Annotated in this window: 20 protein-coding genes and 1 pseudogene; 13 read left to right on the plus strand and 8 right to left on the minus strand. The window is 62.8% G+C overall.

Annotated features, from left to right (window positions below; all coding sequences use genetic code 11):
- Positions 1-39 precede the first annotated feature (39 nt).
- A complete protein-coding gene (locus LZK81_RS05275; RefSeq protein ID WP_046607108.1) occupies positions 40-729 on the minus strand; it encodes an HAD family hydrolase in 690 nt (229 codons plus the stop codon).
- 147 nt (positions 730-876) lie between these two features.
- Between LZK81_RS05275 and LZK81_RS05280 the strand changes: the two genes are divergently transcribed.
- The 3 genes from LZK81_RS05280 to LZK81_RS05290 all read left to right on the plus strand — a co-directional run bounded on the left by LZK81_RS05280 (position 877) and on the right by LZK81_RS05290 (position 2,782).
- Positions 877-1,545 carry a GntR family transcriptional regulator gene (locus LZK81_RS05280; RefSeq protein WP_046610813.1) on the plus strand — a complete coding sequence of 223 codons (669 nt, stop codon included), beginning with the start codon at positions 877-879 and terminating at the stop codon, positions 1,543-1,545.
- Positions 1,546-1,727: 182 nt separating this feature from the next.
- Positions 1,728-2,315: a biotin transporter BioY gene (locus LZK81_RS05285; RefSeq protein ID WP_233955410.1), complete on the plus strand. Its 588-nt coding sequence runs from the start codon at positions 1,728-1,730 to the stop codon at positions 2,313-2,315.
- Positions 2,312-2,782 carry a DUF1284 domain-containing protein gene (locus LZK81_RS05290; RefSeq protein ID WP_233955411.1) on the plus strand — a complete coding sequence of 157 codons (471 nt, stop codon included), beginning with the start codon at positions 2,312-2,314 and terminating at the stop codon, positions 2,780-2,782. Before LZK81_RS05285 ends, LZK81_RS05290 begins: the two co-directional genes overlap by 4 nt.
- Here LZK81_RS05290 and LZK81_RS05295 read toward each other — a convergent pair.
- Positions 2,733-3,416, minus strand: a complete 684-nt coding sequence (locus tag LZK81_RS05295) for an ArsR/SmtB family transcription factor (protein ID WP_233955412.1) — start codon at positions 3,414-3,416, stop codon at positions 2,733-2,735. The genes LZK81_RS05290 and LZK81_RS05295 overlap by 50 nt on opposite strands.
- A gap of 72 nt (positions 3,417-3,488) precedes the next feature.
- Here LZK81_RS05295 and LZK81_RS05300 point away from each other — a divergent pair, with 72 nt between their 5' ends.
- A complete protein-coding gene (locus LZK81_RS05300; RefSeq protein ID WP_046610809.1) occupies positions 3,489-3,818 on the plus strand; it encodes an NIPSNAP family protein in 330 nt (109 codons plus the stop codon).
- Positions 3,815-4,162, plus strand: a complete 348-nt coding sequence (locus LZK81_RS05305) for an antibiotic biosynthesis monooxygenase family protein (protein ID WP_007752416.1) — start codon at positions 3,815-3,817, stop codon at positions 4,160-4,162. Before LZK81_RS05300 ends, LZK81_RS05305 begins: the two co-directional genes overlap by 4 nt.
- Before the next feature lie 4 nt (positions 4,163-4,166).
- Here the strand turns inward: LZK81_RS05305 and LZK81_RS05310 are convergent, their stop codons facing one another.
- Together LZK81_RS05310 and LZK81_RS05315 are read right to left on the minus strand one after the other, a co-directional pair.
- Positions 4,167-4,514, minus strand: coding sequence for a DUF86 domain-containing protein (locus tag LZK81_RS05310; RefSeq protein WP_233955413.1), 348 nt, complete (start codon positions 4,512-4,514; stop codon positions 4,167-4,169).
- Positions 4,514-4,810 carry a nucleotidyltransferase family protein gene (locus LZK81_RS05315; protein WP_046610807.1) on the minus strand — a complete coding sequence of 99 codons (297 nt, stop codon included), beginning with the start codon at positions 4,808-4,810 and terminating at the stop codon, positions 4,514-4,516. Before LZK81_RS05315 ends, LZK81_RS05310 begins: the two co-directional genes overlap by 1 nt.
- 145 nt (positions 4,811-4,955) lie before the next feature.
- On the opposite strand from LZK81_RS05315, the gene LZK81_RS05320 reads away from it, so the two are divergent.
- Both LZK81_RS05320 and LZK81_RS05325 read left to right on the plus strand, forming a co-directional pair.
- The gene (locus LZK81_RS05320; protein WP_046610806.1) at positions 4,956-6,086 is read left to right on the plus strand and encodes a site-specific DNA-methyltransferase; all 1,131 of its coding nucleotides are present in this window, start codon (positions 4,956-4,958) and stop codon (positions 6,084-6,086) included.
- Positions 6,087-6,337: 251 nt separating this feature from the next.
- Complete coding sequence (locus LZK81_RS05325) at positions 6,338-7,111, plus strand: S24 family peptidase (RefSeq protein WP_233955414.1); 774 nt, start codon at positions 6,338-6,340, stop codon at positions 7,109-7,111.
- Positions 7,112-7,134: 23 nt separating this feature from the next.
- Here the strand turns inward: LZK81_RS05325 and LZK81_RS05330 are convergent, their stop codons facing one another.
- Together LZK81_RS05330 and mutY are read right to left on the minus strand one after the other, a co-directional pair.
- Entirely contained in the window at positions 7,135-7,749 is a 615-nt protein-coding gene (locus LZK81_RS05330) for an HAD family hydrolase (RefSeq protein ID WP_233955415.1), read from the minus strand.
- An 18-nt stretch (positions 7,750-7,767) separates the two neighbouring features.
- On the minus strand, positions 7,768-8,853 hold the full coding sequence (gene mutY / locus LZK81_RS05335) for an A/G-specific adenine glycosylase (RefSeq protein ID WP_233955416.1): 1,086 nt from the start codon (positions 8,851-8,853) through the stop codon (positions 7,768-7,770).
- A gap of 87 nt (positions 8,854-8,940) precedes the next feature.
- Here mutY and LZK81_RS05340 point away from each other — a divergent pair, with 87 nt between their 5' ends.
- The 4 genes and pseudogenes from LZK81_RS05340 to ppdK all read left to right on the plus strand — a co-directional run bounded on the left by LZK81_RS05340 (position 8,941) and on the right by ppdK (position 16,906).
- Entirely contained in the window at positions 8,941-9,444 is a 504-nt protein-coding gene (locus LZK81_RS05340; protein WP_233955417.1) for a DUF721 domain-containing protein, read from the plus strand.
- A 144-nt stretch (positions 9,445-9,588) separates the two neighbouring features.
- Positions 9,589-10,293, plus strand: a complete 705-nt coding sequence (locus LZK81_RS05345; RefSeq protein WP_046607120.1) for a DsbA family protein — start codon at positions 9,589-9,591, stop codon at positions 10,291-10,293.
- A 36-nt stretch (positions 10,294-10,329) separates the two neighbouring features.
- A pseudogene (locus tag LZK81_RS05350) lies at positions 10,330-13,792 on the plus strand (chromosome segregation SMC family protein).
- Positions 13,793-14,233: 441 nt separating this feature from the next.
- Positions 14,234-16,906, plus strand: a complete 2,673-nt coding sequence (gene ppdK / locus LZK81_RS05355; protein WP_046610802.1) for a pyruvate, phosphate dikinase — start codon at positions 14,234-14,236, stop codon at positions 16,904-16,906.
- Between the two features lie 16 nt (positions 16,907-16,922).
- Here the strand turns inward: ppdK and LZK81_RS05360 are convergent, their stop codons facing one another.
- Positions 16,923-17,210, minus strand: coding sequence for a type II toxin-antitoxin system RelE/ParE family toxin (locus tag LZK81_RS05360; RefSeq protein ID WP_233955418.1), 288 nt, complete (start codon positions 17,208-17,210; stop codon positions 16,923-16,925).
- Complete coding sequence (locus tag LZK81_RS05365) at positions 17,203-17,391, minus strand: hypothetical protein (RefSeq protein ID WP_046607123.1); 189 nt, start codon at positions 17,389-17,391, stop codon at positions 17,203-17,205. The genes LZK81_RS05360 and LZK81_RS05365 overlap by 8 nt, the downstream gene beginning before the upstream one ends.
- Before the next feature lie 118 nt (positions 17,392-17,509).
- Between LZK81_RS05365 and LZK81_RS05370 the strand changes: the two genes are divergently transcribed.
- Both LZK81_RS05370 and LZK81_RS05375 read left to right on the plus strand, forming a co-directional pair.
- Positions 17,510-17,941, plus strand: a complete 432-nt coding sequence (locus LZK81_RS05370) for a GNAT family N-acetyltransferase (RefSeq protein WP_418936471.1) — start codon at positions 17,510-17,512, stop codon at positions 17,939-17,941.
- An 86-nt stretch (positions 17,942-18,027) separates the two neighbouring features.
- A complete protein-coding gene (locus LZK81_RS05375; RefSeq protein ID WP_233956478.1) occupies positions 18,028-18,387 on the plus strand; it encodes a VOC family protein in 360 nt (119 codons plus the stop codon).
- Positions 18,388-18,467: the final 80 nt, after the last annotated feature.

Below are 18,467 nucleotides of genomic sequence, written 5' to 3' on the forward strand. Positions count from 1 at the left end.
CGAGGCCCGAGCTGATCGAGAAAGAACTGATCGGGGTGCTTAGAGCGCCCCGGCCCATTCGCCGAGTGCGGCGATGACGGCCGGCAGGTCCATCATCCGCGAGATCACGGTTTCGGCGCCCGCATCGGTCAGCCGGTCGGCATGGCTCGGATAGGTGTGCGACGCGCCGGTAAAGCCGACGACGCGCATGCCGGCCGCCTTGGCGCCGTGGACGCCATGGGTGGAATCCTCGATCACCAGGCACTTCTCCGGCGCAACTTTGAACTGCTCGGCGGCGTGCAGGAAGATATCCGGCTTCGGCTTGACCCGATCCGGCCCGAGATCCTTGGCCGAATAGATATGCGGCGCGAAATAGGGTTTGAGGCCGACCTTTTCGAGCATCATGTCGAGACGATGAGTGCTGGAGTTTGAGCAGATGCAGCGTTGCGTCGTCAGCCTTGCCAGCGCGAACTTCACGCCGTCGATGATCTTCACGTCGCGGGCAAGCCGTGCGTCAAGGATTGTCTCGGATTTGTCGAGCAGCGAGGCCGACAGCGGAATATCGGCTTCCTTTTCCACGGCCAGCAGGATGTTCTTCCAGGTCATGCCGGCGAACCGCTCGCCCATTTCCTCGACGCTGATCGGATAACCCGCTTCGGTGAGCAGCCTGGATTCCACCTGCGCCGCGATGATTTCTGAATCGACGAGAACGCCGTCGCAATCGAAGATGATGAGGTCGAAGCTGCTCATGAGGAAATGCCTTCCATGGGCCTGATATAAGGTGAGGCGGCCTTTTATACGATGGCAGGACAAACCTCAACCAGCCGCCGCGCATGGCTGGGGCAAGCGTAGCGGGCGGCTCTCGACAAGCGGAAAACGGCGCACTAAGGAACGCTGATGGGCAAGGAACCGGAAGACACCATCGCCAGCCGCATCAGCCGCGTGCTTGCCGACCGCATCGTGCGTGGCGAGCTCGCCCCCGGTGCCCGTCTCCGCCAGGATCATATCGCCGAGGAATTCGAAACCAGCCATGTGCCGGTGCGCGAGGCATTCCGCCGGCTGGAAGCGCAGGGGCTGGCGATCAGCGAGCCGCGCCGAGGCGTGCGCGTTGCCTCCTTCGATCTCGCCGAAGTCCGTGAAGTGGCGGAAATGCGTGCCGTGCTGGAAGTGCTGGCGCTCCGTCATGCCGCCCGCCACCTGACCCCGGCCATCCTCGATGCGGCGGAAGACGCGGCCCGTGAGGGCGATGCCGCTGCCGACGTGCATGCCTGGGAGGCGGCGAACCGCCGTTTCCACCGGCTGATCCTCGCCCCCTGCGGCATGAAGCGTCTGCTCGCCTCGATCGACGACCTGCATGCCGCAAGCGCGCGCTTCCTGTTCTCCGCCTGGCAGTCCGGCTGGGAGAAGCGCACCGACCACGACCATCGCGCCATCCTGGCCGCTCTTAGGCAGGGCAAGGCCGACGAGGCCGCCGCCATCCTGCAGAAACATGTGCAGTGGATCGGTCGTGGCCCGCAGCCGGCCAAAACTGGTGCCGGGCGCGAGACTTTCGCCATCGTCGGCTGACTTTTTCAAGAATTATAGATAATTTTATTTCCGGTGAAAATTGCCGGAAAATCAGGACATTTGTGTTCGCAGGCTTGGTGTTATGGCGATGAAGCTGCCACCGGGCGCTTGTCATCTGCCAAAAACCATTTCATAAAATAGATGGGAATCAAAATTATCTATAATCTGTGAAGGAGAGCTCGATGTCCCTGATTACTTCCCACCAGACACTTGTTTTCGATCCCTTTCGGCTTGCCGACCGGTCTTTGCCAGCCAAGGTTCTGTTCGTGCTTGCGGGCACGCTGGTGCTGGCGATCGCCTCCCGGATCGCCGTGCCGATGGTTCCGGTACCGATCACCATGCAGACCTTCGCCGTGACCATGATCGGCGCGCTTTATGGTTGGCGGCTCGGCGCCTTGACGGTGCTTGCTTGGCTGGGAGAAGCGGCGCTTGGAGCGCCGGTGCTGGCGGGTGGAGCGGGCAGCATTGCCGTGTTCGCAGGGCCGACCGCGGGTTATCTCTTTTCCTTTCCGGTGATTGCCGCCCTTGCCGGCTGGCTTGCCGAACGCGGCTGGACCGGGCGGCGCATCCTCGCCAGCTTCTCGGCACATCTGATCGCAAACCTTCTATGCCTTGCGCTCGGCTGGGCCTGGCTCGCGGCACTGATCGGCGCTGAAAAGGCGTTCTGGGCCGGCGTTGCCCCGTTCATCCTCGGTGCTGCACTGAAATCGGGCCTGGCGGCAGCCATCCTTGCCGCGGTCGCCTCCCGCAACCGTGCTGCGGTGGAATGATGGTGAGGCTGCGGCCGCATCATCTTCTCTGCGTGCTGACCTTTGTCGGCGAGGGCTATAGCCCAGCCTTCGTCGCCAACTATCGTCGTCTCGCCGGCCGGCTTTCTGCCGGCGAGCCGATCGAGATCGTCTCCGGCCCCGACGATATCTGCGCCCCGCTTCTGTCGGACGAAGATGCACATTGTTTCGGTGCTTCGGTTGCCGGCCGCGATGCGGCGGCGCTGGCGGATATTGCCCGCCTGCTTGGGCGGGAGCTTGAGACCGGGTCGGTGATCGCCTCCGATCCGGTGCTGTTCGATAAACTGCGCCGCGCCTTCTCTTCTGGCGTGACGCGCCGCGCTTGCACGGGCTGCGAATGGAGCAGCCTTTGCGATCGCATCGCGGGACAGGATTATGCAGACGCGCTGGTCATGACGTTCAGCCGGCCGGAAACAGCGCCAGGAATTTCCGTTCGCCCTCGGGAGTGAACAGCACGGCGCGGCTTTCACCGCTGCGCCGTGCCCAGCCTTTTTCGAGGAAATGCGAGAGAAGCGCCTTGCCCAGCGTGCCGGCTAGGTGCGAGCGCCGCTCGCTCCAGTCGAGGCAGGATTTGCATAGCGGCCGGCGGCTGGATGTCAGTGCAGCGACATCGATGCCGAGCGTGCCGAGTTCCGCGCGACCATCCTCGGTCATCGCCAGGTTCTCGCCGTCGCTCTCGATCGCGCCGCGGGCGACGAAACTGTCGAGCATCCTGACCCCGTAATCGCCGGCGAGATGATCGTAGCAGACCCGCGCCTTGCGCAGCGCCGGATCCTTCGGCCCCGGCCCGTGCCGCAGATGGCCCCTGCTTGCCGCAAACCCCATGATGTTTTCGAGCAGCGTGCCGGCGGCAGCATCGGCGAGCGCGAAATAGCGGTGCCGGCCCTGCTTGCGCTGGGTCAAAATGCCGCCGTCCTCGAGCTTGGAGAGATGCGAACTGGCCGTCTGCACCGTCACGCCGGCCGCTTGCGCAAGTTCGGTCGCCGTCAGCGCCTGGCCGCCCATCAAGGCGGTCAGCATGTTGGCGCGGGCGGGATCGCCGAACAACATCCCGATGCGGGCAATGTCTGGACCTTCTTTCATACTTCGACCGTAACCGAAGCATCTTCGTCTGGCAACATGGCAAAACATCTCCACAGCACAAGGAGAAAAGCCATGATCACCTGTTTCATCCGCTACGAAATCGACCCGTTCAAAAAGGACGACTTCGCCGAATATGCCCGCAACTGGGGCCAGGCGATCCCGCGCTGCGGCGCCGACCTGATCGGTTATTTCGGACCGCACGAGGGCTCGGCGACGACGGCTTACGGCATCTACAACATCGACAGCCTCGCCGCCTACGAGGCCTATCGCGCCCGGCTGATGGCCGATCCGCTGGGCCAGGAGAACTACGCGTTTTCGAAACGCGAGCGTTTTATCCTGAAGGAGGACCGTATCTTCCTCAAGAACGTCTCCATGCCGCACGGAGCTTTGGTAAAGCCATGATCGCCGTCATCTTCGAAGTCATCCCCTACATGGGCGAGCGCCACAAATATCTTGACCTTGCCGGTGAGCTACGGTCCGAGTTGGAAACCATCGACGGCTTCATCTCGATCGAGCGTTTCGAAAGCCTGACCTTGCGCGGAAAAATCCTCTCCCTGTCGTTCTGGCGGGACGAGGAGGCCGTCAAGGCATGGCGCAATCTCGAAAGTCACCGCGCGGCGCAAAAAGCTGGCCGCGGCGGCGTCTTCGCCGACTACCGCCTGCGCATCGGCCATGTCGTCAGAGATTACGGCATGTTCGAGCGGGACGAGGCGCCTAAGGATAGCCGCGAGGTGCATGCGGCTTGAATGGCTACTCTCGGGAAGCTTTGTTTCGGAACGAAAGAACCGCTGCCTTCAGAGGCGGCAGGTCATGCATGACGACGTCCCAAATGACGTCATCCGCAATGCGGTGATATTCGTGACGCAAGACGTTACCCATCCCCCGAATTGATCGCCACGCGATTTCCGGAGCCTGTTCCAACAGTTCATCCGGAATATGCCTGCTTGCTTCCGAAATGATTTCGATCGCGCGCTGGATTGCCAGCCGTAAGATACGATCGCCGTCGAAATCTTCTCGCATTTTTCCGAGCACGGACTTTTCGATCAGCGCAATCATTTCGAGGATGTCATCCAGGATTAATTCGATGTCGCGTGCCATCAGAAGATCCGGATCGCCGAATGTTCGATTTTGTCTTTCAGGCGCGGATGCAAACTGTTCCGCGTCGTGACGTCTACTTCGGTGGACAATTCATCTTCCAGGAAAAGCTTGATACCTGTCAGATCGACGAGAGAGAATTTTCTACCGATATCATAATCGATAAACAAATCGAGATCGCTTGTCGGTCCGGCCTCGTCGCGGGCGACCGATCCGAAAAGATAAAGCGAGGTCGCGCCGAGCGCGCGGATGGCGTCGGCCTGCTGTTTCAGCTTTTCGATCGCTTCACTTCTCTTCATGAGCTGATCCTAGCGCAACCCGCATCATCTTTCCACGTCCCAAAATTTTTCCCGAAATCACGCACCGCTTCAGGCTTTGGTAACCAAAATAGGTAACCATAACAGTCAGTAAAATTGGTATCGAGTAGAGCGTAGCGAGTAGCAAATGGCAGCAGTTCTTCCGCTGGCCGACCTGAAGCGTCAGGTCCGTCCGGACACTTGGCTAAACTCCATCATCAAGGGCGATTGCGTCGCTGCCCTGGAAGCCCTGCCGGATCATTCCGTCGATGCGATCTTCGCCGATCCGCCGTACAATCTCCAGCTTGGCGGCACGCTACACCGTCCCGACCAGTCGCTGGTCGATGCCGTCGACGACGAATGGGACCAGTTCGCCTCCTTCGAAATCTATGACGCCTTCACCCGCGCCTGGCTGCTCGCCTGCCGCCGCGTGCTGAAGCCGAATGGCACGATCTGGGTCATCGGCTCCTACCACAATATCTTCCGCGTCGGCGCGATCATGCAGGACCTGAACTTCTGGCTGCTGAACGATATCGTCTGGCGCAAGGTGAACCCGATGCCGAACTTCAAGGGCCGCCGGTTCCAGAATGCCCATGAGACGATGATCTGGGCGAGCCGCGACTCCAAATCCAAGGGCTATACTTTCAACTACGATGCGCTGAAGGCCTCCAACGACGACGTGCAGATGCGCTCCGACTGGCTGTTCCCGATCTGCTCCGGCGGCGAACGCCTGAAGGGCGACGACGGCAAGAAGGTTCATCCGACTCAGAAGCCGGAAGCGCTGCTCGCCCGCGTGATCATGGCCTCCACCAGGCCGGGCGACGTCATCCTCGATCCGTTCTTCGGCACCGGCACCACGGGTGCGGTCGCAAAACGCCTCGGCCGCAACTTCGTCGGCATCGAGCGCGAGCAGGACTATATCGATGCGGCTTCCGAGCGCATCGCCTCCGTCGAGCCGCTCGGCAAGGCGGAACTGACGGTCATGACCGGCAAGAAGGCCGAACCTCGTGTCGCCTTCAACACGCTGGTCGAAAGCGGTCTCGTCAAGCCCGGTCAGGTCCTGACCGATGCGAAGCGCCGCCACAGCGCGATCATCCGCGCCGACGGCACGCTCTCGGCAGGTGGCGACGCCGGTTCCATTCATCGCCTTGGCGCGAAAGTGCAGGGCCTTGATGCATGCAACGGATGGACGTTCTGGCATTTCGACGACGGACAATCGCTCAAGCCCATCGATGAACTGCGATCCGTAATCCGAAACGGTATGGCGAAACTGGACTGATCCACCGGTCCCCGCCAGATCGACCGAATGCCTCGTCCGGTTTCGTACCTCTAGTCCCGGACGAGGATAATTGGCGCCCGGGAAGGCTGATCCCGGGCGCCATTTCTTTTTGCGCGCCGCTCTGGTCGCCTCTGCCGCCTGATCAAACTCGACTTTGCGAAATTTCAGGTCTTCACGCCGTCACCCGCGCTTGATATCGTAGGTTGTATCGGGTTGAACGAATTGCTAATTTTGCGTTTTTGAAAATGTCCATGCCTGTCAATGGCGAGTTGCGCCACCGGATCGAGCGTGCGTTGGCGCGGTTCTCTCCAAGCTGGGAGGGCAGGGATGCCGCGCGCCGGGCGGTGGCGCTGAAGATGCTGATCCTCTGCGAACTGGCCGGCGGCCGCCTGCGCGTGGTGGATGCGCTCGGCCTCAACGACAACACGCTCGACAACTACCGTCACGGCAAGACCGAGCCACGCCACAGCACGCTCAACATGATGGCGGAGCTCGCCGAAGTGCCGATCGAATATCTCGGCAACGACTGGTCGGTCGAGGATGGGATCATCCATTTTGCGCCACCGGAAATCCCGCCGGCCGGATTTTCCGAGCCGAGCCCGGTCTGGGATCTCGCCGATCGTGTCGTCATCCCTGCCTATAAAGACGAGACGGCCGGACAACCCCCACTCGAACGCGACGACGCCACATGGGCGGCCATCCCCCGAGGCTTCTGGGCGAAGCTCTCGGTCGATCCGGGCAACATGCGGGTCGTGTCCGCAAGGGGCGACAGCATGTCGCCGACGATCGTCGACGGAACTCCGATGTTCGTCGATATCAGCGACTGCAAATTGGAGGATGGGCGCGTCTATCTGTTCGATGTCGGCGAGGAGCTGATCGTCCGGCGGGTGCAGAGGCTTCCGCATGGCAGCCTCGAACTCCTGCCGGACAACCTGGAACGCTATCGCCCGCAGCATGTCCCCAAGGACAATTTGGCGGACCTGAAGGTCGTCGGGCGCGTCTGCGCCGCGAGCCGGATCCTCTAAGATCCGGCCCCGCCGACCAAGCCTTAAAGCTCGATGCCGTGGGCGATCAGGTCCTGCCGCAGCGTTTCGGCATCCTTGAAATGTACTGCCTGCCAGCCGGCCGCGCGGGCACCTTCGACATTCGCGTGGCTGTCGTCGATGAAGATCGAGGCTTCCGGCGTCAGGCCGAAGTCGCGGGCGTGTTTTTCGTAGATCGCCACGTCCGGCTTGATCAGGCCGATCTCGCCCGACACGGTGACGCCCCGCGGCTTGTTGAGAAAGGGAAAGATTTGCCTAGCCTCGGCAAACGTGTCGGCGGCGAAATTGGTCAGCATCGTCACGTCGCGGCCCTTGTCGATCAGGCCTTCCATGATCTTGACCGAGCCGTCATAGGCATGCGGCACCATTTCGTGCCAGCATTTGCGGAAGGCGCGGATCTGCTCCTCGCGCTGCGGATATTGCTTGACCAGCAGCGCCTCGGCATCTTCCCACTTGCGGCCGCGGTCCTGTTCCAGGTTCCATTCATGGGTGCAGACGTTCTCAAAGAACCATCTGCGTTCCTCCTCGTCCGGAATGACGCGGGCATAGGGAAGGTTCGGATCGTAGTGGATCAGCACCTTGCCGATGTCGAAGACGATGTGGTCGATCTTGGCTGCCATGACTATGTCCCGGGAATATCAGTTCGAGGATTTTTCGAAGGCCAATGGAATAGCCTGGGTGATGGCTTTTTTCATCACCGTCGGCAAGGCCTGGGCCTCGAGATTTGTGACCCGTTCCCACCATCCGTCGGCGGTGGCGACCCTCTCGGTCTTCGCCCGGAAGACCGAGAGCCTGAGCTCGAAATGGGTGAAGACGTGGGTGACGGTGCCCGATGCCTCCCATGCGGCGGGGAAGGGGGCATGGTCGGTCGTGGTCCCGCCGTTGACGCGCGATGTCCAGCCGGTGGTCGGCACTTCGGTCATGCCGCCGAGCAACCCGCTGTCGACCCGCCGCCGCAATAGCACTTCGCCTTCCGGCGTCACGGCCACGAAGACGGCGCCGAGCCGCAGCGGCTTTTCCTTCTTCGCCGCCTTGACCGGAAACCGTTCCGGGTCGTGTTCTGCAAAGGCCAGACAGTCGTCGCGGAAGGGACAGAGCGCGCAGGTCGGCCGTTTCGGGGTGCAGATCGTCGCCCCGAGATCCATCATCGCCTGCGCGAAATCGCCCGGCCGCTCAGTGGGCGTCAGTTCCGCCACCTTCGCCTTCATGGCGGGTTTCGAGCCCGGAAGCGGTGCGTCGATCGCGTAGAGCCGCGAAATCACCCGCTCGACATTGCCGTCCATGACCGCGGACTGGCGGTTGAAGGCGATCGCCGAAACCGCAGCGGACGTATAGTCGCCGATGCCGGGCAGCGCGCGCAGGCCGTCCTCGGTGTCTGGAAACACCCCGCCGTGCTCGGCAGCAATCGCTTCGGCGCATTTTTTCAGGTTGCGGGCACGGGCGTAATATCCGAGACCCGCCCAGGCGGCCATCACGTCCTCGACCGGTGCGGCGGCAAGGTCGGTGACCTTGGGCCAGAGCGTCAGGAACTTGGCAAAATAGGGTTTTACCGCCTGCACGGTCGTCTGCTGCAGCATCACTTCCGAAAGCCAGACGTGATAGGGATCGGCCCGTTTTCCGGCCTTTGCAGCAGCCGGGCTCACCCGCCATGGAAGCTCGCGGTGGTGCCGGTCGTACCAGGTCAGCAGCTTTTGCGCATGGGTGATGTGGATCGTCTGGAGCATCGTTTGCCGTTATGGGAAGAGATGGCGTATAGTTGTGGGAATAGTGCGCCGGCATCAAGGCCTGCCGGGGCCGCAATGGCGGGCGTCATGAGTTATCCCAAGAAACGCGAGCTGCAGATATCGGAAATCGCGAACGGCATCATCGATCCGGTGCTCGCCCGCCGCGCCGGCATATCGACGGCGCTGCTCGGCTCCTGGGACGAGATCGCCGGCGAGGACTTTGCCGATTGCACGCGGCCGGAAAAGATTGCCTGGCCGCGCCGCGACGAGGGCACCGGTTCGGGCGGCGGCCACCAGGCAGGCGTGCTGACGATCGCCTGCGAAGGCGCGCGCGCCCTTTTCCTCACCCATGCCCAGGGTGAGCTGATCGCCCGCATCAACGGCTTTTTCGGTTTCCCGGCGGTGCGTCAGATCCGCATCGTCCAGAAACCGGTCTCCCAGACCTTCAAGCATCCCCGCAAGCCGCCGCCTTTGAAGGGCGAGGCCGCCAAGCGGCTGGAAGCCATGATGGAAGGGATCGAAAGCGAGGTGCTCAAGAAGGCCGTGGCAAGGCTCGGCACCGCCGTCCTGCAGCAGAAACGCAAGGTCTGAGAGATAAACCCGCCGATCCGCTTGATAGACCTCCGATTTGTCACAATTCTTTGAAGAGATTTGCCTATCGACAGCTTGTTCGCGCTGGGGCGCCGCGATACGGAATGTCACCTTTATTGAAGATCTCTCGCACACGGGTGTTCCATGCAGATGAACGAAATGACCATGACCAGGCGCGCGCTTCTCGGCGGAGTGGCAGTCACCGCTGTTTGCCTTGCCTTGCCGCTCGGTGCTTCCGAAGCTTTCGCGCAGGAATTGCCGGAGTCCCAGGGCACCGTGGACATGGCCGCTGCACTGAAGCCGGGCCCGCTGCCGGAAATGGCGCTGGGCGACGAAAAGGCGAAGGTCACGATCATCGAATACATGTCGATGACCTGCCCGCACTGCGCCAACTTCCACAACAAGACCTTCGAGACGATCAAGACCAAGTATATCGATACCGGCAAGGTGCGCTTCATCCTCCGCGAATTCCCGTTCGATCCGGTCGCGACCGCCGCTTTCATGCTTGCCCGCTGCAGCCCGCAGAACGCCGCCGAGCTTTCGACGCCCGCCCAGTATTTCCCGATGGTCTCGATGCTGTTCAAGCAGCAGCGCGGCTGGGCGGCGCCCGCGGACGGAAATGTGCGCAATGCGCTGCTCCAGGCGGTCAAACTCGCAGGTTACTCACAGCAGACTTTCGAGGCCTGCTTGACGAACCAGAAGCTTCTCGATGAAGTGAATGCCGTCGTTAAGAGGGGCGCGGACGAGTTTGGCGTCAATTCCACGCCGACCTTCCTGATTGGCGGCAAGAAGTATTCGGGAGATATGTCTGTTGAATCCATGTCCAAGCTCATCGACAGCCTGTTGTGAGCACGCCTTCCCCGGCGGGAAGGTGAGGCGCGCGGCATGAAGTTCAACAAGCTGCGCGTTCTCGGATTCAAGTCTTTCGTCGAACCGACGGAATTCATCATCGAGCGCGGGCTGACCGGCGTGGTCGGCCCGAACGGCTGCGGCAAGTCGAACCTCGTCGAGGCGCTGCGCTGGGTGATGGGGGAAAACTCCTACAAGAACATGCGCGCGTCCGGCATGGACGACGTGATCTTTTCGGGCTCCGGCAACCGACCGGCCCGCAATACGGCCGAAGTCGGTCTCTATCTCGACAATTCCGACCGCACGGCACCTGCCGCTTTCAACGATTCCGACGAAATCCAGGTAACCCGCCGCATCGAACGGGAGTCGGGCTCCGTCTATCGCATCAACGGCAAGGAAGCCCGCGCCAAGGACGTGCAGCTTCTGTTTGCCGATGCCTCGACCGGCGCCCGCTCGCCTTCCATGGTCGGGCAGGGCCGCATCGGCGAACTGATCCAGGCAAAACCCCAGGCGCGCCGCCAGCTGCTCGAAGAGGCGGCCGGCATTTCCGGCCTGCATTCCCGCCGCCACGAGGCGGAATTGCGGCTGCGCGCCGCCGAAGGCAATCTCGAACGCCTGGACGACGTGCTCTCGCAGCTCGAAAGCCAGATCGAGAGCCTCAAGCGTCAGGCCCGCCAGGCGAGCCGCTTCAAGACCCTGTCGGCTGATATCCGGGCCCGCGAGGCGATGCTCCTGCATATCCGCTGGGTGCAGGCCAAGGAGGCGGAAGGCGAGGCGGAAAGCGCCCTCAACCAGGTGACCAGCGTCGTTGCCGAAAAGGCGCAGGCGCAGATGGAGGCCGCCAAGCAACAGGCGATCGCCAGCCTCAAGCTGCCGGAACTGCGCGAGGAGGAGGCGAAGGCCGGTGCCGCCCTGCAGCGCCTGCAGATCGCCCGCGGCCAGCTGGAGGAGGAGGCAAACCGCCTGCTGAAGCGCCGAGACGAACTGACCCGCCGGCTCGTCCAGCTCGGTGATGATATCAGCCGCGAAGAACGGCTCGCCGCCGACAATACCGCCTTCCTCGAAAAGCTTGGCGAGGAAGAGGCCGAACTCAACGACATGCTCGCCGATTCCGGCTCCGAAGCCGAGGAAATGCGCGAGACTTTCGAGGCTGCCGCGGCGTCGCTGGCGACGAGCGAAGCGCTGTTTTCTGCAATCACCGCCGAGCGCGCCGAGGCCGCCGCCGGGCGTCACCAGCTCGAACGGCTGATCCGCGATCTCGCAGAGCGCCGCCAGCGCCTCGACCGGCAGCTTGGCGATGCCAGGGGCGAGCTTGACGCCATCAACGAGCGGCTATCCGCCCTCGACGATCCGGCCGAAAGGCGTGAAGCGGTCGAAGCGGCGGAAATCGCCGTCGAGGATGCGACAATCGCGGTCGAAGACGTGGAGGCGGCACTTTCCGCCGCCCGTTCGGCGGAACTGCTGGCCCGCGGCCCGGTGGAGGCCGCTCGTTCGGCGCTCAATGCGCTGGAGACCGAGGCGCGCACCATTTCGAAAATGCTCGCTGCCGGTGCCACGTCGGGGGATTTCGTCGCGGTCGCCGACATGATCCGCGTCGATCGCGGTTTCGAGGCAGCCCTCGGTGCAGCGCTTGGCGACGATCTCGAAAGCCCCATCGATGCCTCGGCCCCGACCTACTGGTCGGTGAATGGCGACGGCTCGGGCGACCCTGGCTTGCCCCAGGGTGCCCAGCCGCTGATCGCGCATGTCACCGCGCCGCCGGAGCTGTCCCGCAGCCTCGCACAGATTGGCGTCGTCGCTACGACGGACGCCCAGCGGATGATGCGCCTGCTGCGGCCCGGCCAGCGCCTGGTGACCCGCGAAGGCGCCGTCTATCGCTGGGACGGCCACGTTACCGGCTCCGAGGCACCGGGTGCGGCTGCCTTGCGCCTATCCCAGAAGAACCGGCTCTCGGAACTGGAAGCCGAGATCGACGAAGCGCGCATCGTGCTGTCCGAAACCGAAGTGGCGCTCGCCGCCGCCGCATCCGAAATCACTTCCGCCGAACGGCGGCTCACCGACGCCCGCGACCGCGCCCGCATCGCCGCCCGCCAGCTTTCGGAAGCCCGCGATGCGCTGGCCGCTGCCGAACGTGCAGCCGGCGACCTGATGCGCCGCCGCGATGTGGCCGGCGAGGCGGTGAACCAGGTGACCGCGCAGATCGAGGATCTCGGCGTCCAGGAAGAAAACGCCCGCATCGAGCTCGAGGATGCGCCCGATATTTCCCATCTCGACAACCGGCTGCGCGACCAGCAGGCGGTTGTCGCGACCGATCGCGGCCTGCTCGCCGAAGCGCGTGCCCGATACGAGGGCCTGAGCCGCGAGACCGAGGCCCGCAAGGCGCCGCCTTGCCGCGATCGCCCAGGAGCGCGCCTCCTGGACGGCCCGGGCGGCGAGCGCCGCCGATCATATCGCCAGCCTTCGAGAACGCGAGGAAGAGGCCCGCGAGGAGATCGCCGATCTCGAAGCTGCGCCCGAGGAGTTCGACGACAAGCGCCGTGCGCTGCTGACCGAGTTGCAGAAGGCGGAAGAGGCCCGTCGCGCCGCCGCCGACCGATTGGCCGAAGCGGAAACCCATCAGCGCGAGGCTGACCGGATTGCCACCGTCGCGCTGTCGGAACTGGCCGAGGTGCGCGAAAAGCGCGGCCGTGCCGAGGAGCGTCTGGTTTCGGCCGCCGAGAAGCGCCATGAGAGTGAGAACCGCATCCGCGAGGCGCTCAATGTCGCGCCCCACGAGGTCCTGCGGCTGGCGGGCCTGAAGCCCGACTCGGCCCTGCCGGATGTCCGCGAGATCGAACGTGAGGTCGACCGCCTGCGCATGGAGCGGGAAAGGCTCGGCGCCGTCAACCTGCGCGCGGACGAAGAGCAGAAGGAGCTTTCCGACAAGCTCGACAACCTGATGCGCGAGCGCGCCGACGTCATCGACGCGATCCGCAAGCTGCGCGGTGCGATCCAGAGCCTCAACCGCGAAGGCCGCGAACGGCTGCTGGCCGCCTTCGACGTGGTCAACGAGCAGTTCCAGCGGCTCTTCACCCATCTCTTCGGCGGCGGCACGGCGGAACTGCAGCTGATCGAATCGGACGACCCGCTCGAAGCCGGCCTTGAAATCCTCGCCCGCCCGCCGGGCAAGAAGCCGCAGACCATGACGCTTTTGTCGGGCGGCGAGCAGGCGCTGACGGCGATGGCGCTGATCTTTGCCGTCTTCCTCACCAATCCGGCGCCGATCTGCGTGCTGGACGAGGTCGATGCGCCGCTCGACGACCACAATGTGGAACGCTACTGCAATCTCATGGACGAGATGGCGGCCTCCACCGAAACCCGTTTCATCATCATCACCCATAATCCCATCACCATGGCCCGCATGAACCGCCTTTTCGGCGTGACGATGGGCGAACAGGGCGTTTCCCAGCTCGTTTCCGTCGATCTCCAGACCGCGGAACTTCTGCGCGAGGCGAGCTGAATGGATCCGGTTGTTGCGAGTTGCATTCTCCAGCGACGTGATTTACGTCAATTCATTGACCAGCATCAATTTTTAAAGCTGCATCCGGGGGTAAAGTACCCGGGAGCTACGTAGAATCACCCATATGGGGGATGTAATTTTCTGACTATTGTTATTTTGTGGACCGTGGAATTGGAACGCGCTTGAGCGTCCATACGCTTCGCAGTCCGACTAAAAGTTTCCCACCCCCCGTCCGGGTTTCCTGTCCCGGGCGGAAAGCTTTGCGGGGCCGCCTGTGATCCGGCCCCGCAAAGCTTTGTTTTCTAGCGCTCCCAGGCCAATTTGGTGACCGTCTTCGGCCGCTCTTGTTGCGACGCAACATATTCCTGCCTAGATCCGTTTCCAAACCGTCATAAAACTTGTAGTTATTGCGCAAAAGACTGCGACGGGTGGAGAGCAGCAATGTCGAAATGGGTCTATCGCTTCGGCGGTGGCGAGGCGGAGGGCCGCGCCACGGATGTCGAGCGGCTGGGTGGCAAGGGCGCCAATCTCGCCGAGATGGCAAGCCTTGGCCTGCCGGTTCCTCCAGGGCTGACCATCGTTGCCGATGCCTGCGTTTTCTATTTCGAGAATGGCAGGACGCTTCCCGACGACCTGAAGGCGCAGGTCCTGGAAGGCGTTACCGCGATCGAAGGGCTGACCGGCCGCGTCTTCGGCGGCAGGACGAAGCCTCTGCTGCTTTCCGTGCGCTCCGGCGCCCGCGCATCCATGCCGGGCATGATGGACACCGTCCTCAACCTCGGCCTCAACGACGAAACGGTGCAGTCGCTCGGGCACGATGCCGGCGACGCGCGCTTTGCCTGGGACAGCTACCGCCGCTTCATCCAGATGTATGCCGATGTCGTCATGGGCCTCGACCACGAGATTTTCGAGGAGATACTCGAGGACGAGAAGGCCCGGCTCGGCCACGAATACGACACTGATCTCTCCGCAGTCGAATGGCAGCACGTCGTCAGCCTCTACAAGAGGATGATCGAAGACGAGCTGGACACCAGCTTTCCGCAGGATCCGCATGTGCAGCTCTGGGGGGCCATCCGTGCCGTCTTTTCGAGCTGGATGAACCCGCGCGCCATGACCTATCGCATGCTCCACCGCATTCCGGAGGAATGGGGCACGGCCGTCAACGTCCAGACCATGGTGTTCGGCAATCTCGGTTCGTCCTCGGCGACCGGCGTCGCCTTCACCCGCAATCCCTCGACCGGCGAAAAGGCGCTCTACGGCGAGTTTCTGGTCAATGCGCAGGGGGAGGATGTCGTGGCCGGCATCCGTACGCCGCAATCGATCACCGAGGAAGGACGTATCGCCTCCGGCTCCGAAAAACCGTCGATGGAAAAATTGATGCCGGAAACATTCGCCGAGTTCAAGGCGATCTGCGACCGGCTGGAAGCCCATTACCGCGAAATGCAGGACCTCGAATTCACCGTCGAGCGCGGCAAGTTATGGATGCTGCAGACCCGCTCCGGCAAGCGCACCACCCGCGCGGCGATGAAGATCGCCGTCGACATGGTGGAGGAGGGCGTCATCGCCGAGGAAGAGGCGGTCTGCCGCATCGAGCCGCCCTCGCTCGACCAGCTTCTTCACCCGACCATCGATCCGCGCGTCGAGCGCCACGTGGTCGGGTCCGGCCTGCCGGCTTCCCCGGGTGCCGCCACCGGCGAGATCGTCTTCACCGCCGAAGAGGCGGTCGAGGCGGAACACGAAGGCCGCAAGGTCATCCTGGTGCGCATCGAAACGAGCCCCGAGGACATCCACGGCATGCACGCTGCCGAAGGCATCCTCACCACCCGAGGCGGCATGACCAGTCATGCCGCGGTCGTCGCCCGCGGCATGGGCATCCCCTGCGTCGTCGGCGCCGGCTCGATGCGGGTCGATCTGCGCAACGAACTCCTGATCGGCGCCGGCGGCGTGACGCTGAAGCGCGGCGACACGGTTACGATAGACGGCTCGTCCGGGCAGGTGCTGAAGGGCGCGGTGCCGATGATCCAGCCCGCACTCTCCGGCGATTTCGGCAAGCTGATGGCCTGGGCCGACAAGACCCGCCGCATGACGGTGCGCACCAATGCCGATACGCCGCAGGACGCCCGCGCCGCCCGCTCCTTCGGGGCCGAAGGCATCGGGCTGTGCCGCACCGAGCACATGTTCTTCGAGGGCGACCGTATCCACGTGATGCGCGAGATGATCCTCGCCGAGGACGAGAAGGGCCGCCGCGAGGCGCTCGGAAAACTCCTGCCGATGCAGCGCTCGGATTTCATCGAGCTGTTCTCGATCATGCACGGCCTGCCGGTGACGATCCGCCTTCTCGATCCGCCGCTGCACGAATTCCTGCCGAAGACGGAAGCCGAAATCGCCGAAGTCGCCAAGGCGATGGCGATGCCGCCGGCCTTCCTCGCCCGCCGCATCGACGCCATCCACGAGTTCAACCCCATGCTTGGCCATCGCGGCTGCCGTCTGGCGATCTCCTATCCCGAGATCGCCGAAATGCAGGCGCGTGCCATTTTCGAGGCGGCGGTGGAGGCCGGAAAGCTCACAGGCGAACCGGTCGAACTGGAAATCATGGTGCCGCTCGTCAGCCTGCGCAAGGAACTGGACTATGTGAAGGGCGTCATCGACCGCGTCGCCGAGGATGTCGCAAAGGAAACCGGCGTTCCGATCGCCTATCTCGTCGGCACGATGATCGAGCTGCCGCGGGCCGCCATCCGCGCCCATGTCATCGCCGAGACGGCCGAGTTCTTCTCCTTCGGCACCAACGACCTGACCCAGACGACCTTCGGCATGTCGCGCGACGATGCGGCGGCCTTCATCCCCACCTATCAGAGGAAGGGCATCATCGAGCACGACCCGTTCATCTCGCTCGATTTCGACGGCGTCGGCGAGCTTATCCAGATCGCAGCCGAGCGCGGCCGCCGGACCCGTAACGACCTCAAGCTCGGCATCTGCGGCGAACATGGCGGCGACCCCGCCTCGATCCGCTTCTGCGAGAATGCCGACCTCGACTACGTCTCCTGCTCGCCCTTCCGCGTACCGATCGCCCGGCTTGCGGCAGCGCAGGCGGCGATCGAAAGGAGGAAGGGATGAACCAGAGAGCCACTCCCTATTTCAGATGATCCGGCCATTTTCGGGACGTGTGAAATATAGCCAATATCTCCGCTCGTTCGCGGAGGCGATAAAAGGCGATGTAGGGGGTGCCGGCGATGGTGAGGCGCCGTGTATCCCCATCCGATGTCAGTCGTCCAACTTTCGGGTGCCACGCCAGCATTGAAACAGCTTCCACTATGCGACGGACCACGTTCTCGGCAGCGTGCGGATTGTCGAGTGCGATATAGGAGCCGATCTCATCGAGATCTTGCAGCGCCTCCTCCAGCCAGACGAGTTCATCCATTGGGGACGAATTTGCGGATCATCGCCTTTACTGTCTCCGCAGAAGCAAATCGTCCGGCATCAGCCGACTTTTTTCGCTCTGCCAGTTTTTTGACCTGCCACGCGTGCAGATCGTCGGCTGCCTCCGTCGGCGCCGGCGAAATAGCATCCTCAATCGAAATTGGCTTTTGCGTTTCGCTCATGGAAGGATCATGCCAGATCGAGCCCGCTTTTAAAAGCTGATTGGGGATGTTTATGTCATGCCGGCCGTCACCGGCAAAACAAAATCGCTATTCGGAAATGAAGGCCGAGGAGACCATCATGAGCCAGGTTACCGTTCTCGCCGTCCCCGTTTTCAGCACGCTCTGCAACGAGGGTTTCCGGTTGCGCCGCGAAGTCTTCATCGTCGAGCAGAACGTGCCGGCCGACATGGAATTCGATGCCGACGACCTGACCGCCTTCCACTTCGTCGCCGTCGTTTCGGGTGAGGTTTGCGGCACTCTGCGGGTCATTTACGCGGAGGATTGCGTCAAGATCGGCCGAGTCGCCGTCACCAGGCCCTGGCGCGGCAAGGGCGTCGCCAGCGCGATGATCCGCGCCGCGATGGAGACGCACGGCCAAGCGCGGGATAACCGCTTTCATCTGGCGGCCCAGAGCGACAAGATCTCCATGTACGAGCGTTTCGGCTTCAAGGCCTATGGCGAGGAGTTCTTCGACGTCGGAATTCCCCATTACAACATGAAGAACTTCTGAGGCCGGCCATCGTCGTTTCCGGCCATGAGGTTTAGGAGAGCGACTTTCCCATGCTATCGTCCTCCGAGAGCGACAGGGAGGAAAACATGCCGCGCCTGGACCATGTCAATATTCATACGCGCGATGCGGAGGCGATGATCGCGTTCCTGGGCAAGGTGCTGGGGGCAGAGGAGGGCTACCGGCCACCCTTTTCCGATCCGGGCCACTGGCTTTATCTCGACGGCCATCCCTTCATTCACCTGAGCATGGTCACCCGTGACGACGATTTTCCGCCCGGCATGTTCAACCACGTGGCTTTCGGCTTTTACGATCACGACGCCGCCGTCGAGAGGATCACGGCGACAGGTTACAGCTTCGAACACGACGCCATACCCGATACCGACATCGGCCAGATCTTCGTCTACGGCCCGGAAGGCGTGAAGATCGAGCTGCAATACCGCCGATGATCGAATGGGCTCGCGTTCGAGGCCGGATATCCCTGGGGGCTGATCGAGGAGACCTTGCGGCAAAGCTGGTTTGGAGGAGT

This window comes from Neorhizobium galegae, assembly GCF_021391675.1.
GTDB lineage: Bacteria > Pseudomonadota > Alphaproteobacteria > Rhizobiales > Rhizobiaceae > Neorhizobium > Neorhizobium galegae_B.

What these genes read in the sequence shown, in the direction of transcription:
- LZK81_RS05275 (WP_046607108.1), bottom strand. Translation starts at nt 729, where the DNA reads ATGAGCAGCTTCGACCTCATCATCTTCGATTGCGACGGCGTTCTCGTC.
- LZK81_RS05280 (WP_046610813.1), top strand. Translation starts at nt 877, where the DNA reads ATGGGCAAGGAACCGGAAGACACCATCGCCAGCCGCATCAGCCGCGTG.
- LZK81_RS05285 (WP_233955410.1), top strand. Translation starts at nt 1,728, where the DNA reads ATGTCCCTGATTACTTCCCACCAGACACTTGTTTTCGATCCCTTTCGG.
- LZK81_RS05290 (WP_233955411.1), top strand. Translation starts at nt 2,312, where the DNA reads ATGATGGTGAGGCTGCGGCCGCATCATCTTCTCTGCGTGCTGACCTTT.
- LZK81_RS05295 (WP_233955412.1), bottom strand. Translation starts at nt 3,416, where the DNA reads ATGAAAGAAGGTCCAGACATTGCCCGCATCGGGATGTTGTTCGGCGAT.
- LZK81_RS05300 (WP_046610809.1), top strand. Translation starts at nt 3,489, where the DNA reads ATGATCACCTGTTTCATCCGCTACGAAATCGACCCGTTCAAAAAGGAC.
- LZK81_RS05305 (WP_007752416.1), top strand. Translation starts at nt 3,815, where the DNA reads ATGATCGCCGTCATCTTCGAAGTCATCCCCTACATGGGCGAGCGCCAC.
- LZK81_RS05310 (WP_233955413.1), bottom strand. Translation starts at nt 4,514, where the DNA reads ATGGCACGCGACATCGAATTAATCCTGGATGACATCCTCGAAATGATT.
- LZK81_RS05315 (WP_046610807.1), bottom strand. Translation starts at nt 4,810, where the DNA reads ATGAAGAGAAGTGAAGCGATCGAAAAGCTGAAACAGCAGGCCGACGCC.
- LZK81_RS05320 (WP_046610806.1), top strand. Translation starts at nt 4,956, where the DNA reads ATGGCAGCAGTTCTTCCGCTGGCCGACCTGAAGCGTCAGGTCCGTCCG.
- LZK81_RS05325 (WP_233955414.1), top strand. Translation starts at nt 6,338, where the DNA reads ATGCCTGTCAATGGCGAGTTGCGCCACCGGATCGAGCGTGCGTTGGCG.
- LZK81_RS05330 (WP_233955415.1), bottom strand. Translation starts at nt 7,749, where the DNA reads ATGGCAGCCAAGATCGACCACATCGTCTTCGACATCGGCAAGGTGCTG.
- mutY (WP_233955416.1), bottom strand. Translation starts at nt 8,853, where the DNA reads ATGCTCCAGACGATCCACATCACCCATGCGCAAAAGCTGCTGACCTGG.
- LZK81_RS05340 (WP_233955417.1), top strand. Translation starts at nt 8,941, where the DNA reads ATGAGTTATCCCAAGAAACGCGAGCTGCAGATATCGGAAATCGCGAAC.
- LZK81_RS05345 (WP_046607120.1), top strand. Translation starts at nt 9,589, where the DNA reads ATGCAGATGAACGAAATGACCATGACCAGGCGCGCGCTTCTCGGCGGA.
- ppdK (WP_046610802.1), top strand. Translation starts at nt 14,234, where the DNA reads ATGTCGAAATGGGTCTATCGCTTCGGCGGTGGCGAGGCGGAGGGCCGC.
- LZK81_RS05360 (WP_233955418.1), bottom strand. Translation starts at nt 17,210, where the DNA reads ATGGATGAACTCGTCTGGCTGGAGGAGGCGCTGCAAGATCTCGATGAG.
- LZK81_RS05365 (WP_046607123.1), bottom strand. Translation starts at nt 17,391, where the DNA reads ATGAGCGAAACGCAAAAGCCAATTTCGATTGAGGATGCTATTTCGCCG.
- LZK81_RS05370 (WP_418936471.1), top strand. Translation starts at nt 17,510, where the DNA reads ATGAGCCAGGTTACCGTTCTCGCCGTCCCCGTTTTCAGCACGCTCTGC.
- LZK81_RS05375 (WP_233956478.1), top strand. Translation starts at nt 18,028, where the DNA reads ATGCCGCGCCTGGACCATGTCAATATTCATACGCGCGATGCGGAGGCG.